Here is a 13,231-nt window from a genome sequence, read left to right as displayed (position 1 = left end):
CTGGTCAGCCGTTTTACCTTGACGGAACGGTAGCATGAAGAGATTCGAAGTGGCGGTGATCGGTGGCGGTCTCGCCGGCATGATCGCCGCAATCGCGCTTGCCCGCGGCGGTCGCAATGTCGCGCTGGTGGCACCCCTCGCTCCGAAGGAGGATCGGCGCACCACGGCGCTGATGGATCAGTCGATCCGCTTCCTCGACCGGCTGGCGCTCTGGGAAAAGCTCCGTCCCGCAGCCGCTCCTCTGACCAGCATGCGCATCGTTGACGGTACCGATCGGCTGCTGCGCGCGCCGACCACCACCTTCCGCGCGGCCGAGGTCGGCCTCGATGCCTTCGGCTACAATTTCCCCAACAAGGTGCTGACCGGCATTCTCGAAGAAGCTGCGGCCGGCGAGGGCAATATCACCCGCTTCACCGATATGGCCGAATCGATCGAAATATCGGCCGAGGCCGCTTCGATCACGCTTGCCGGCGGCGAGACGCTGTCGGCCGATTTTGCCGTCGGCGCCGATGGCCGCGGCTCGAAACTGCGCGAGACCTCGGGCATTAGCGTGCGCAACTGGTCCTATCCGCAATCGGCCATGGTGCTGAATTTCGCCCATTCGCTGCCGCACCAGAACATCTCGACCGAATTCCACACCAAACATGGCCCTTTCACCCAGGTTCCGCTGCCGGGAAGCCGCTCCAGCCTGGTCTGGGTGCAGGATCCGGCCGAGGCGGCGAGCCGCATGGAATTGCCGCTTGCCGAGCTCGGCGCTCTCGTCGAGGCGCGCATGCAATCCATGCTCGGCAAGGTCAGCGTCGAGGAGGGCGTCCAGGTCTGGTCGCTGTCCGGCATGATGGCGCATCGCTTCGGCAAGGGACGTATTGCGCTGATCGGCGAGGCCGCCCATGTCTTCCCGCCGATCGGGGCGCAGGGGCTGAACCTCAGCCTGCGCGATATCATGGCGCTTGCCGATATCCTCTGCGACAGGGCGGAATTGCCGGTACCGGCCGACGCCGGCGAAAGCTTCGACCGCAGGCGCCGCGCCGACATCATGACGCGCACGGCCAGTGTCGATCTTCTCAACCGTTCGCTGCTTTCGGATTTCCTGCCCGTCCAGATGCTGCGGGCTGCCGGCCTGCATATCCTCTCGGCCATACCGCCGCTGCGCAATATCGTCATGCGCGAGGGCATCGAGCCCGGCCGCGGCTTCCGCGATATTCCGGATGCGCTACGGGAGAAGCTGAAGCGGAAGAAGGCCTGATCGGATCACGATCAGCCAGAGCGAAACAGTGACCACCGAAAACACCGTGGTGATGAGGATCGTCGCCGAGGCGCGCTCCTGCCAGACGCCATATTGCTGGCCGATGACGAAGACGTTGGTCGCCGTCGGCAGTGAGGCGAGCAGCACGGCGGCCTGGATCCAGACCGGCTCGAAACCGCCGACCGCCGTCAGTGCAACGAAAACCGCGATCGGATGCAGGATCAGCTTCGCCGGCACGATATAGGAGATTTCTGCCGGGATCCGCTTCAGCGGCCGCAGCGCCAGCGTCACGCCCATGGCAAAGAGCGCGCAGGGCGCCGCCGCCTGGGCGAGATAGTCGACCAGGCGCTGAAACGCCGGCGGCTGGTCGATGTGCAAGGCGGCCACCGCAAAGCCTGCTGCCGTCGACAAGATGAAGGGATGCAGCGCGACCTTCCGGACGATATCGGCGGCGAGTTGGCCCTTCGAACGCTTGTCGTCGCCGGCTGCCGCCATCAGCGCCGGCGCCACGATGAAATGCAGCGCGTTCTCGAAGCAGATGATCAGTGCCACCGGCACGGCCGCACCTTCACCGAGCGCCAAGAGCGCCAGGCCCGGCCCCATATAGCCGATATTGCCATAGGCGCCGGCAAAGGACTGGATGGTGCAATCGGCCAGCGAATTGCCACGCAAGACGCGGCCGATAACGAAAAGCAGGATGAAGACCGCATAGGTCGCCGCGATGTCGGTGACGATGAAATCGACGCGCGTCAGCTCTTCGATCGGCGTGCGCGAGACGAGCTTGAAGAACAGGGCGGGCAGGGCGGCATAGATGATGAAAGTGTTCAGCCAGCCGAGCGCTTCGGCAGGCTGCTTCGTCGCCTTGGCGGCGATGTAACCGATCAGGATCAGGCCGAAGAACGGCAAAAGCAGGCTGACGATATCGGCCAAGAGGTCTTCCAGAGCGCGGGGATGATCGGCGGGTAAGGATCTGACTTAAGCAATTCCAGCAAAAGTGTGTAGCGGTTTTTGCGTCCGGAATTGTGCAAAAACAGATCGATAGAGCGTGGACTCATTGAATACACGCTCTAAGATCCCAACCCAACAATCGATCAGTAGTCCCAGAAGGCCGCCACCCAGCGAAAGGCGTCGCCGTCGACCGCCACCCGGCCGACGGACGGGAACGGCAGGTGAGTGGCCACCAGCTGCTCGCCGGTCTCCGCCAGTTCCCGCAAAAGACGGAGCCGAACGCGCGCCGCCTCCTCGGGGTCGTGTTCGAAGCCGTTGTACCAGTCCGGATGTTCAAACCCGACAGCGAACACGGCGTCGCCGGCAAACATCAGCCTGTCGCCGCCGGAGGCAACGCGGATCACGCTGTGGCCGGGGGTGTGGCCGCCGGTGCGATGGACGACCACGCCCGGCGCCACCTCGTACTCGTCATCGAACAGCCTGAAATGGCTGCGATACTCTTTGGCGAACCGCTTGGCGGTCGCCCGAAGCGCGTCCGGGAACCCCGGCGGCATGGAGACCCGGGAGAAATCGGGCTCCTCCCAGAACTTGACCTCGGCGGCCGCCACATGGATCCGCAGGTCCGGACGCAGCTGGTCCTTCACTCCGTCGACGAGCAGCCCGCCAATGTGGTCCATGTGCATGTGGGTCAACACCACGTCGGTCACCGACGCAAGATCGATGCCGGCGGCTTCCAATCGCTTGATCAACTGCCCGGCCCGCGGCAGGTGCAAGTCCGGGTCGAGCCCCAGCCCGGCGTCGAGGAGTATGGTCTGGTCGCCGCTACGTACCACGACCACGTTCAGCGCCCAGTCGAAAGCGTCCGCTGGGAGGAACATGTCTTTCAGCCAGGCCGCTCGGACGGCGGGATCGATGTTGTGTCCCAGCATCGCGGTCGGGAGCGGTAGCACTCCGTCGCTGACCACCAGCACCTCAATCTCGCCGACCTGCACCGCGTAGCGCGACGGAACCAATTCGTCGAGCCGAGGTCTGCCGGTGTGTGCGGTGTTTTCCAGGCTCATCTTTGTCTCAAGGTTCATGTTCGTCTCCTTCTGACCGCCGCCTTAAACACGGCATCGACGAGGCTACATGGAGGCGTGTTTGCGATCGATTGGTCGAGGGATAAGGACGAGTGGGGCCGAGGGACAGGACAAGCCATACCACGGCATAGGTGCAGGCCCCGCTTTTTGCTGTCGGCGGCTTGCTGATGGGCGGAGTCGATCAGATCAGCGAACGCGGCAAGCCTGTAACGGGGCTCGCACAAATGTCATTTTTGACAGTCGAGCCTGGACTTGATGCCGTTTTCCACGCTGCCGGGAGGCACCATGCCGGGCCAACGGACCATAGCGGGCGCGCGAAAGCCGCTTCGGAAAGCTGCCAAAATAGCCCGCCACCGCAGCGCATCGCGAAGACACCTTCCGACGAAGACGGTGCAGTGGCCGGTCGGTGGAGTCCGTCAAAGCGTGTCGATCAGGCCTCCGTCCACGCGCATCGAAGCTCCAGTCGTTGCGGACGCCAAAGGGGAGGCCAGATAGGTGACGAGATTGGCGATTTCCTCGACGCTCGCGGCGCGTTGGATGATCGAACCGGCGCGGTGCTTCTTGACGAAGTCCGCCGCCACCTCCTCGATCGGTTTCCCTGTCTTCGCACGTTCCTCGGCGAGCATCGCCTCGACACCTTCGGACAGTGTGGGGCCGGGAAGGACGGAGTTCACGGTGACGCCCGTGCCAGCCATGCGTTTAGCAAGGCCGCGGGCAACCGCGATGTCCGCGGTCTTGCTGACACCGTAGTGGATCATCTCGACCGGTATGTTAAAGCCGGATTCTGACGCGATGAAGATGACGCGGCCCCAATCGAGCTTCTGCATGCCCGGAAGATATGCGCGCGAAAGCCTGACGGCGGACATGACGTTCACCTGCCAGTGGCGGTCCCATACCTCGTCGTCCGCATCGAAGAAGTCTAGCGGCTGGAAGATGCCCGCATTGTTGATAAGGATGTCCACATGTGGAACTTGGGCGACAAGAGCGTCACATCCGCCAGCGGTTGCGAGATCTGCTGCCACCGCGGTCACGCTTCCCTTGGCGCCTTCGCCTTTCAGGCGGTCGGCGGCCTTCGCGGTCTTTTCTTCGGACCGGCCGTTGACCACCACGTCCGCACCCGCCCTCGCGAGCTGGCGGGCGATTGCGTATCCAATGCCTTCGGTAGATCCGGTAACCAGAGCGGTCTTGCCTGTGAGGTCGATCTGCATCTTCTGCTCCTGTGAGGTTGGATGACAGAACGTATGAACTGGCGACCGGTCTCGCAACAGCCCACGATGCGGATAATCCTCTCGCGAGAGAATGATGTCGACGGACCCGATTTGAAATGGTGCGCCGGGGCGGCGCAAACCAATGAGCTGGCACAACAGCATCTGCAGGGCTGCGCTCCAACCTGAAGACGTGGCTCGCTTGCACGATTCCACGTTCATTGGTTGTCTCAATACGATCTTGGGCGCCCTCTTAGACAACGACTGCGTGCGAATTCCTAGCGTATCGTCTAGCCAGGGTCGACGGTCACGATCCCTCGTCCGGTATGTTCAAGACCTCTCCGCACGCCTTGCAGTGAACGGCGTCGGCGTCATGGCGCTGAAGGCCACATCGGTGGCAGGAATAGGTCACCTTGTGAGGGCGGACCACAGCCTGAGCAAGCCTGACGAATAGGGAAATGCCGACGATCATCGTCACGACGGAAGTGAGCTTGCCCAGCGTTCCCGGAAGCGTGATGTCTCCGAATCCCGTCGTCGTCACCGTCGCGACCGTGAAGTATAGCGCATCGACGAATCCTTCGCTTCCCTCCCTGTTGTAGAAGAAGGACGTATAAACGAACCCGGTTGCCATGAAGAGGAATACAAGGAGATTGATCACCGCCCGGACGACGTCGAGAAGGTATAAATAGCCGGCCTTGCGCAGCAAGTCCTTGAGCAGCGGACTGGTGCCGATCGCCCAGAGCCGCATGATCCGCAGGAAAGCGAAATTGAAGAGCAGGTCCGGCAGCAACAGCGTGGCCAGCACCACGAAGTCGATCCAGGTCATCGGCCGCCGAAGCCACTCGCGCACAGAGTATGCGGCGACCGCCCGGCCGACCATCTCGGCGGCGATCCACACTGCTATCGCATAGTCGATGATCAGATAGGACGGACCGGATCGCAGGTACGGGCCGAGCAGGAAGAAGGCGAGAATGGCGACGTCAATGGCAGCAAATACCAGCCGAAAGGCGATCGCCTGCCTGCCGTCGGCCCTATCGAGCCTTCGCAGCACCTGACGAAGCGAATTCTGCAGAGAGCCGTCGTCGGATTCGAAAGTCTTCATCCAGGGAATGTAGATCCCTCATCGGCGTCCGCAAGTCGCCGAAGAGATCCTTGTCCGGCAAATCGTTGTTCTCGTCTGGACAGGACTTGCACTGCAGGGGCGCCTCGATCTCAGGCGACGGACCATCCACCGTCCACCAGCAGGTTCGCGCCGGTGATCAGGCTCGCAGCTGGTGATGCAAGGAAGACTACGGCACCCACCACATCATCGGTTTCACCGATCCGGCCGAGTGGAATGTGACCGAGCGTCGCTTCACGATTGTCGGCATCGGATAAAAAAGGTGCTGTACCATCGGTGTGAATGAACGTCGGCGATACGGTGTTTACAGTGACATTATAGCGTGCCCATTCGGCTGCAAGGCAGCGCGTGAGGTGATTGATGGCCGCCTTGCTCATGCAATAGATTGCCTCGCCGCGCAGTGCCACGGTACCGGCCTGTGAGCTGATGTTGATGATCCGGCCCCCATTGCGCTTGATCATGTGACGCCCTACTGCCTGCGTCATCAGAAAGGTGCCCTTGATGTTGACATCGAGTATCTCGTCAAGATCCTTCTCCTCGACGAGTTCCGCGAGATTGCCCGGAGCCACGCCGACATTGTTGACGAGGACGTCGATCCGGCCGAACGTCGCGAGCGCCGCCTCAACGGCTTGCGCGATATGGGCCTTGTTGGGAATGTCCAGTTCAACAGGCAAAACTTTTCGTCCCGTGCCCTCGAGTTCGGCAACCAGGCCCGCCGACGCTGCGACATCGCGGACCCCCAAAACAATATCGGAACCTGCTGCGGCACAGGCAAGTGCGCAAGCTCGACCGATGCCACGGCCCGCTCCCGTCACCAAAGTCACCTTGCCCTCAAGGCTGAAGTCCGGCGCATTCTTTTGCATCACGATGCCTCCCTCGATGAAGCTCCATTTATGGCAGCGTCGGCGTGCGGATGCCAGATGTTCTGCAAGTGCTGACCCAGCCGGTGGCCTAACCGATCTGCATCAGGATCGGAAAGGTCTGCTGGAACCAGATCGCCACATTGCTGACCCATCCGAACAGGAAGGCGAGGCCGGTCAGCACGAGGAGGAGACCCATCACCTTTTCCACTGTGCCGAGATGGCGGCGGAAGCGCGACAGGAAGCGCATGAAGGCGCCGGAAAAGCCGGCGGCGATCCAGAAGGGGATGGCAAGGCCGAGCGAATAGATGGCGAGCAGCCCGGCGCCGGAGCCGACCGTCTCGCGCGAGGCGGCAACGCCGAGGATGGCGCCGAGCACCGGGCCGATGCAGGGCGTCCAGCCGAACGCGAAGGCAAGGCCCATGATATAGGCGCCCGTCAGCGTCGCCGGCTTGCCGCTGCCCTGGAAGCGCGCCTCACGCGCCAGCACCCCGATTCGAAAGAGGCCGAGAAAGTTCAACCCCATGACGATGATGATCAGCCCGCCGATCTTCGACAGGAGGTCGAGATGCTGGCGAAGCGCCATGCCGATGCTGGAAGCACCGGCGCCGAGCGCCACGAAGACGGTGGCAAAGCCGAGCGTGAAGAGCAGTGCCGAGAAGAACACGCCGCGCCTGATGTCGGGCGCCACCGCCACCGTACCGCCGCCGCGGAACTGCTCGACGGAAATGCCGGCCATATAGCAGAGATAGGGCGGAACGAGGGGAAGCACGCAGGGCGACAGGAAGGAAAGCGCCCCGGCAATCAGCGCGCTCCACAGGGAAATATCGGCAATCGACACGCATTCTCTCCGGCTGCAATCTGCGTGATGTTCCTAGCTTTGCAGCCAAGCGATTGCCAATCACCTTTTTGCGCGCCCAAGAAATCTGTCTCTGCACGCAAGACATTTGTCTTGGCGCCCGCAAGAAATGTGCCGAACGTTTGCAAAAGGCAAAATTTTCGGTTGACCGGCATGGGTCGCCTGCCTATGTTCCGCCCACTTCCAGCCGGGGTGGTCACACCCGCGGAGAGGGAGAGCGTAGCTCAGCTGGTAGAGCAACTGACTTTTAATCAGTAGGTCTCGGGTTCGAACCCCGACGCTCTCACCATAATTTGCCAGCAATATCAATACTGTAGTATGTGTAAAAGGCGTCAGTTATTGGGGCCTTTTTACGCACTTTACGGCGCATGACGCGGTTTTACGGCACACGATTGGCACATGACACATGGGCATGTAAAAACAACCGTCGGCTGGCGAGGCCGACGGCTACATACTGTATGGAAAGCGCCCGCAGTGCAGGAGCGCTTCGTGCTCAAGGCTGTCCAGCGGCCTCGACCAGAAATTCACTCATCTTTGCTGCCACGTCCTGCTCGCTGACGTTCTGACCAGCCGCTTGAAGATCCGATATAGCTTTCGAGAGAACTCCAGCGTCTCCACCCCCTTTAAAGCGGGCATCAGTGATTTCAGCGCCGTAGCCCGCAACATCATCCCGACCAATGAGCCCTGCAATCCATTGTGCCAAAAGCCTGTCCATGCGAGATTTGAGCTTGATGGACCTCTCGGCGTCTTGGAAGTATTGATCCTCCATCGCCTTTTTGCGGTCTCCTAAGTCGGCCATCGTTTTTTCTCCCTGATTTGTTTCATCTCCGCCTACAGGGTATTTTAGCACATCAAACGCCACACCATCTGATTTAACTTGATTTTTGGCGTTCACGACGAAGTCATCATCTCTTTGGACATCGTGTGTCACCGGATTCTATCCGCACCTGCCGCAAGCCCGAGTCTCACGAAGCATCGCTTTTCGTAGTCATGAACGAGTTGGCAAGCGCCGGTATAAATTTCACGGAAAGAAGCGATATTAGATCAACAGTCGCAGTAACGCGCCCTCGTCCTTCACCCCATGCTGGTACGAATGGATAACCCGCCGAGCCAGATCTTCGCGCTCGGTGTCTGTTGTGATTTGTCGCATCGAGCTGATGTGGTCGAATACTCTCTGGCAGAGGGCAACTTCTTCGTCGCTCAACACGGTTTGTGCGTCGGCTATCTGGGATCGGATCATGATCGCCCTCGCTTCCTTCGGATCGATAGGAGGGTGGAACATCTGCTTTTTATTCGGGTGAAAGGAGACACAAGGTCGTGAGGTCTCACCCTCATTGTCGTGATAGGTCTTTGTCCCATCTGGCAACTAATTCTCGTTCGGCCCGCTCCACACATATGCAGAAGCCGGCTTTCTCCGGGCATTCCAGATCACTTCGTACCCTATCTTCTCCAGCGAGAGTAATGCGCCAAGCCTTTCTTCATTCGATAGGCTCCGCAGAGAAACGTTAAGCGCGTCCAGGCCGCCTAAGTTGTAGAGGTTAACGAATATATTGAGTGACATTGTTACTCTCCCATTAGAGCAGTATAACACGGAGAGAAGTATTTTCTTAGTCTCAGATAAATATTTTCAACATATATTATCGTTTCAAGAATTGTTTCCGAGTTTCTTGGTTCACGTGAGGGTTGATTCGACGCGGGCAGGGCCTTGCGTCTTTGCCGCAGGAATTGAGCTTCGCTCGATCCCATACCCCCATTGAAATCTCTGAAAGTTGTTATAAAATCAGTTCGTTGTGGTTACGTGTCACGTCAGCATCTGGGAGGATTGCGATGTTTCAGGGTATGCATGGCTCCAAGTCGGCACTCGGTCCAGAAGACCTCACAATGATCAAAGACATCTATGACGAATGGTGCGCCGCGCGCTGCTGCTCCAAGGATAGCCCAAGTGCAATCAAAGCAGCTCAAGAGTTGATCTCCATGTTCGAGCATGGGGTACGGTCGAAAGATGATCTCCGCACTATGGTCGGTACAATAGGTGCCGATTTGCTCAAACACTGAAATAAGCCGATGGCGAGCGCTTGCGCGCATGGCCTGTCCGGTCGTTTAGGTGCGTCGATGCAAGTCACGTGACGGTTTGTGAAATTGGCTCAGACACAGGAACAAAATTCCGCTGCGGTCCGTTTTCTCCTCATCAACAACAGGAGAAATCCACCATGGATTGGAATCGTATCGAAGGAAACTGGAAGCAGGCGAAGGGCAAGGTCAAGGAACAGTGGGGCAAACTCACCGACGATGATCTCGACCAGATCGCCGGCAAGCGCGACCAACTGGAAGGCAAGATCCAGGAGCGGTATGGCATCGAAAAGGACCGTATTAAACGCGACATCGATGACTGGTCTGGTCGCCAGACTTGGTAATGACTCAACAAAAACCCGGTGAAAGCCGGGTTTTTGCTGCCGAAGGAGTTAAGGCGGTCAAGGGCCGTCGGATGTCATGAATATCCGCCATAACCCAGGAGAAGGGCGCCGAGTGCGATCACGGCGAGCGCCGGCCAGTTTTGTGATACGCCGAGGAACCTGAGGCCTTGGCGCCGTGGTTCCAGCGTGGTGCCGCCTTGCGGCATTTGATGCGGGTCACTCGGTCTTCGACCAAGCGCCGAGGTAAAGAGAAAAAGAAGTCCGCCGATGATGAGAGCGGCTCCGGTGAGGATTGCCCACATGATGGCCTCCGCTAGCGATGAGGATGTGGGTTAAACCAAATCCGGACCTGATCGTTCCGTGCTTGGCTTCACCTGAAAAACCGCCGCGTCGGAACCAAACACGCGCGCATGGAATTTGACCGCTGAGCAATCCTGGAGATCCTGATGGACAAGACACCGAAGACGGCCATCCGCGGCATGATGTTGTACGTGCTCGCTCTTCTCGTGCTCGGGGTGCTGGCAGGCGCCGCCTACACGATCTATGGCCATCCCGCCGATCCGTCCGAGCGACCGGCGGCCGAGACGATTCCGCAAAAAGCTCCGACTCCGCAGTGAGATACGTCTCTCTAGGGAATTGATTGATCGCCGTCCGAGAACAGACGATGACCGGGGAAGATGCCTGTCAAAATCCGGCGCCCACCCGGTCAGGTCGTGCTGAAACGCCTTTGGCTCCACGGCAGGAAATCAGCAAGTGGCAAAGAATATGGCTTTAGAGAGCAAGCCCGACATCCTGTCGCAAGTCCTTCCAACCGGTATGGAACTCTTATTATAGGGGGAACAACCTGCGACAAAGAAAATCGGCATCTGCGTAGGACCGATTAGTAGTGGGTCAGCTCTGTCTGGAATCCTGAAGAGTGCGTCGGAACAGGGGAGTTTGCGGATGAGGGAACATGCAGTCGTGATATCAGGGGCCGGGCCGACAGGCCTGATGCTGGCAGGCGAACTGGCCTTGGCGGGCGTCGACACCGCCATTGTCGAGCGCCGCCCTGACCAGGGGCTTGCCGGTACGCGTGCCGGCGGTCTGAATGCACGCACGCTCGAGGTTCTCGATCAGCGCGGCATCGTCGACCGGTTCCTCGCGGAAGGGCAGATAGCCCAGGTCACGGGTTTTGCGGTCACGCGTCTGGATATCAGCGATTTTCCGACCCGGCACAATTACGGGCTGGCGCTGCGGCAGAAGCATATTGAGCGCATTCTGGCCGGTTGGGTCGGCGAGCTGGCGGTGCCGATCTATCGCAGCCTTGAGGTAACGGGTTTCGCCCAGGATGACAGCGGCGTCACCATCGCACTCTCCGATGGCGCCTCGCTCAGGGCGCGCTATCTCGTCGGCTGCGATGGCGGCCGCAGTCTGGTTCGCAAGGCTGCCGGCATCGAGTTTCCCGGATGGGATCCGACGACCGGCAACATTCTCGCCGAAGTGGAGATGGAAGAGGAGCCGCCATTGGGCATACATCGCACCGCCCTTGGCATCTATGCCTTCGGCAGGGAGGAGTATGAAATCCACGACGGCAAGATCGTCTTTGCCAAGGAAGGTCCGATCGGCCTGATGGTGCCGGAGAACAATTCCGGCGCCACGACCGAACCGACGCTCAGTGATCTCAGGGAAGCGCTCATCGCCGCCTTCGGAACGGATTACGGACTCCATCGCGTCAACTGGATTTCCCGGTTCACCGACATGTCCAGGCAGGCAACGGCCTACCGCGAGGGCCGGGTACTCCTCGCCGGCGATGCCGCCCATGTGCATTCTCCGGTCGGCGGGCAAGGCCTGAATACCGGTGTGCAGGATGCCGTCAATCTCGGTTGGAAGTTGGCCCAAGTGGTGAAAGGGATATCGCCTGAAGCATTGCTCGACACCTATCACGCCGAGCGGCATCCGGTTGCTGCCCGCGTGTTGCGCATGACGATGGCGCAGGTGGCATTGCAGCGGACCGACGATCGCACCGAAGCCCTGCGTGACGTGGTAACGGAGCTGCTTGGCATGGAGGAGCCGCGCAAACGCATCGCAGCCGAAATGTCCGGATTGGCAATCCACTACGATCTCGGCGACGGGCATCCGCTGCTCGGCCGCCGCATGCCTGACCTCGATCTCACCACGCCTGATGGTCCTCTGCAACTCTTTACGCTGCTCCAGGATGCGCGGCCCGTGTTCTTGAACCTTAACGCGCCCGGCAGCTTCGACATCGCGCCGTGGTCGGACCGCATCAAGTTGGTCGACGCCGGATATCACGGCGCATGGGAGCTGCCGGCGCTGGGCTTGGTCTCCGCGCCGACGGCAGTGTTGATCCGGCCCGATGGATATGTGGCCTGGGTGGACGACGGGACGCAGGATGGTCTGCAAGAGGCTCTGAATAGCTGGTTCGGGTCACCCGGCTAAAGGCCGAAAAGCGCTGACTAAGCGGCGAGCGAGATCGAACCGCAATCCAATATCGTCGCAGGATCCGGCATCGGTTTGCCGCGGCGTTCCCAGGTCCGGCGGCTGATGCCGAAAGCCTCCAGGGGCGTGCTTGGCTGAAAGAATTGGCGAGATAATCGGCTCTGGAAAGCGCGCCGGCGGCACGGCGCTGCTCCTCTTTTCGGCTTCGGTCCCGCTGTCGCCGCTTTTCCTTTTGAAGTCTTGCTCTCTTCCGCTTCGGCACATCGAATGCATCGATGGTGCGGATATTGAGGGCGCTCCGTTCTAAGTAGCTGAGGTGCAGAGCATGGCCGAGCGCGTCGGCCGACAAATCAGAAAAGCGCACCTTTGTCCGCTCGTAGATCACGTCCTCTATGTCGGCTTTCCCAGCCCAGGGAAGCCATCGCGCCGCCCAGCCGAGGACCACCTCGACAAACACTTCCTTGAACTCGACAAGGGCGAGGCCGGCGATCACCTCGACGTAAATCAATGCGTCATCGGCCTCCGGCACGATATCTCCATGGCGATGCCTGATCAATTTTTCGATCTCGCGCATCCGGCCGCGGAAATGGTTCCAACGGCTGGCCCGCGTACGGCGCTGGACGGCCTTGTAACCGAGCAGACAGTCGCCGACCTTGATGGCTGTAACATCCCGCGCCAAGCCCTCCGGCCGATCCGCTTTTACCCCTTGCTTCTCTGATTGAGCTGCTTCATCTGCGCCAACAAGGCGATCCATCGATTTTCCTTTACGGTCTGCCTTGAGCGGCCGAAACGACTGATTGTAAAGGAAGACCGAGGGGGTGATCATCTACTTTTGGCGCTGATCACCGGTCATTCTGCGGATTGTCAAAGAAATGGCGGTACGTCTCGATTGGCCCCGACGCCACTCGGGAAGTGGGCTAAAGACAGTGCAACTGCACTCAGCAGCAAGCCGCTCGACGTGCATATATCGGCCCAGCCCGGCCAAGCCGCGGGCCAGGGAAGGCGTGGTTGAGCCACCACATTCCATCAGCACGTCTGCAATCAGCGGAAGCCGAAGAAACTCA

At 60.0% G+C, this 13,231-nt stretch carries 15 protein-coding genes, 1 tRNA gene and 1 pseudogene; 6 read left to right on the top strand and 11 right to left on the bottom strand.

Annotated elements, in window-relative coordinates:
- Positions 1 to 34: 34 nt before the first annotated feature.
- Complete coding sequence (locus tag GR198_RS06770; protein ID WP_164068014.1) at positions 35 to 1,246, top strand: UbiH/UbiF family hydroxylase; 1,212 nt, start codon at positions 35 to 37, stop codon at positions 1,244 to 1,246.
- On the opposite strand, the gene GR198_RS06765 is transcribed toward GR198_RS06770, so the two are convergent.
- The 6 genes from GR198_RS06765 to GR198_RS06740 form a co-directional block, all read right to left on the bottom strand.
- A complete protein-coding gene (locus GR198_RS06765) occupies positions 1,214 to 2,176 on the bottom strand; it encodes an AEC family transporter (protein ID WP_164068013.1) in 963 nt (320 codons plus the stop codon). The two genes, GR198_RS06770 and GR198_RS06765, sit on opposite strands and share 33 nt — an antisense overlap.
- A gap of 161 nt (positions 2,177 to 2,337) precedes the next feature.
- Positions 2,338 to 3,273 (bottom strand): MBL fold metallo-hydrolase, encoded by a 936-nt coding sequence (locus tag GR198_RS06760; protein WP_164068011.1) that lies wholly within the window; start codon positions 3,271 to 3,273, stop codon positions 2,338 to 2,340.
- 416 nt (positions 3,274 to 3,689) lie between these two features.
- Positions 3,690 to 4,481: an SDR family NAD(P)-dependent oxidoreductase gene (locus GR198_RS06755; RefSeq protein ID WP_164068263.1), complete on the bottom strand. Its 792-nt coding sequence runs from the start codon at positions 4,479 to 4,481 to the stop codon at positions 3,690 to 3,692.
- A 304-nt stretch (positions 4,482 to 4,785) separates the two neighbouring features.
- Positions 4,786 to 5,580 (bottom strand): potassium channel family protein, encoded by a 795-nt coding sequence (locus GR198_RS06750; RefSeq protein WP_164068009.1) that lies wholly within the window; start codon positions 5,578 to 5,580, stop codon positions 4,786 to 4,788.
- Between the two features lie 110 nt (positions 5,581 to 5,690).
- Entirely contained in the window at positions 5,691 to 6,461 is a 771-nt protein-coding gene (locus GR198_RS06745; RefSeq protein WP_164068007.1) for an SDR family NAD(P)-dependent oxidoreductase, read from the bottom strand.
- A gap of 88 nt (positions 6,462 to 6,549) precedes the next feature.
- Positions 6,550 to 7,299: a cytochrome c biogenesis CcdA family protein gene (locus GR198_RS06740; RefSeq protein ID WP_164068005.1), complete on the bottom strand. Its 750-nt coding sequence runs from the start codon at positions 7,297 to 7,299 to the stop codon at positions 6,550 to 6,552.
- 231 nt (positions 7,300 to 7,530) lie between these two features.
- On the opposite strand from GR198_RS06740, the gene GR198_RS06735 reads away from it, so the two are divergent.
- Positions 7,531 to 7,606, top strand: a tRNA-Lys gene (locus tag GR198_RS06735).
- Positions 7,607 to 7,810: 204 nt separating this feature from the next.
- On the opposite strand, the gene GR198_RS06730 is transcribed toward GR198_RS06735, so the two are convergent.
- The 3 genes from GR198_RS06730 to GR198_RS36200 form a co-directional block, all read right to left on the bottom strand.
- Positions 7,811 to 8,248, bottom strand: coding sequence for an ATPase inhibitor subunit zeta (locus GR198_RS06730; RefSeq protein WP_225510385.1), 438 nt, complete (start codon positions 8,246 to 8,248; stop codon positions 7,811 to 7,813).
- A gap of 108 nt (positions 8,249 to 8,356) precedes the next feature.
- Positions 8,357 to 8,557: a hypothetical protein gene (locus tag GR198_RS35700; RefSeq protein ID WP_012757370.1), complete on the bottom strand. Its 201-nt coding sequence runs from the start codon at positions 8,555 to 8,557 to the stop codon at positions 8,357 to 8,359.
- A 126-nt stretch (positions 8,558 to 8,683) separates the two neighbouring features.
- Positions 8,684 to 8,878, bottom strand: coding sequence for a hypothetical protein (locus GR198_RS36200; protein WP_164045652.1), 195 nt, complete (start codon positions 8,876 to 8,878; stop codon positions 8,684 to 8,686).
- 266 nt (positions 8,879 to 9,144) lie between these two features.
- On the opposite strand from GR198_RS36200, the gene GR198_RS06715 reads away from it, so the two are divergent.
- Together GR198_RS06715 and GR198_RS06710 are read left to right on the top strand one after the other, a co-directional pair.
- Positions 9,145 to 9,372: a hypothetical protein gene (locus tag GR198_RS06715; protein WP_164068003.1), complete on the top strand. Its 228-nt coding sequence runs from the start codon at positions 9,145 to 9,147 to the stop codon at positions 9,370 to 9,372.
- 155 nt (positions 9,373 to 9,527) lie between these two features.
- The gene (locus tag GR198_RS06710; RefSeq protein WP_012757373.1) at positions 9,528 to 9,731 is read left to right on the top strand and encodes a CsbD family protein; all 204 of its coding nucleotides are present in this window, start codon (positions 9,528 to 9,530) and stop codon (positions 9,729 to 9,731) included.
- A 74-nt stretch (positions 9,732 to 9,805) separates the two neighbouring features.
- Here the strand turns inward: GR198_RS06710 and GR198_RS06705 are convergent, their stop codons facing one another.
- Positions 9,806 to 10,033, bottom strand: coding sequence for a hypothetical protein (locus tag GR198_RS06705; protein ID WP_029873201.1), 228 nt, complete (start codon positions 10,031 to 10,033; stop codon positions 9,806 to 9,808).
- A gap of 144 nt (positions 10,034 to 10,177) precedes the next feature.
- On the opposite strand from GR198_RS06705, the gene GR198_RS35305 reads away from it, so the two are divergent.
- Both GR198_RS35305 and GR198_RS06700 read left to right on the top strand, forming a co-directional pair.
- Complete coding sequence (locus GR198_RS35305; protein ID WP_204337029.1) at positions 10,178 to 10,348, top strand: hypothetical protein; 171 nt, start codon at positions 10,178 to 10,180, stop codon at positions 10,346 to 10,348.
- A 325-nt stretch (positions 10,349 to 10,673) separates the two neighbouring features.
- Positions 10,674 to 12,167, top strand: coding sequence for an FAD-dependent monooxygenase (locus GR198_RS06700; protein ID WP_164068001.1), 1,494 nt, complete (start codon positions 10,674 to 10,676; stop codon positions 12,165 to 12,167).
- A gap of 17 nt (positions 12,168 to 12,184) precedes the next feature.
- On the opposite strand, the pseudogene GR198_RS06695 reads toward GR198_RS06700, so the two are convergent.
- A pseudogene (locus GR198_RS06695) lies at positions 12,185 to 12,921 on the bottom strand (hypothetical protein).
- Between the last annotated feature and the right edge of the window lie 310 nt (positions 12,922 to 13,231).

This window comes from Rhizobium leguminosarum, assembly GCF_010668065.1.
Taxonomy (GTDB): domain Bacteria; phylum Pseudomonadota; class Alphaproteobacteria; order Rhizobiales; family Rhizobiaceae; genus Rhizobium; species Rhizobium leguminosarum_S.
The sequence above is the reverse complement of the archived record's forward strand: the minus strand, read 5'-3'. Positions and strand labels throughout refer to the sequence as shown.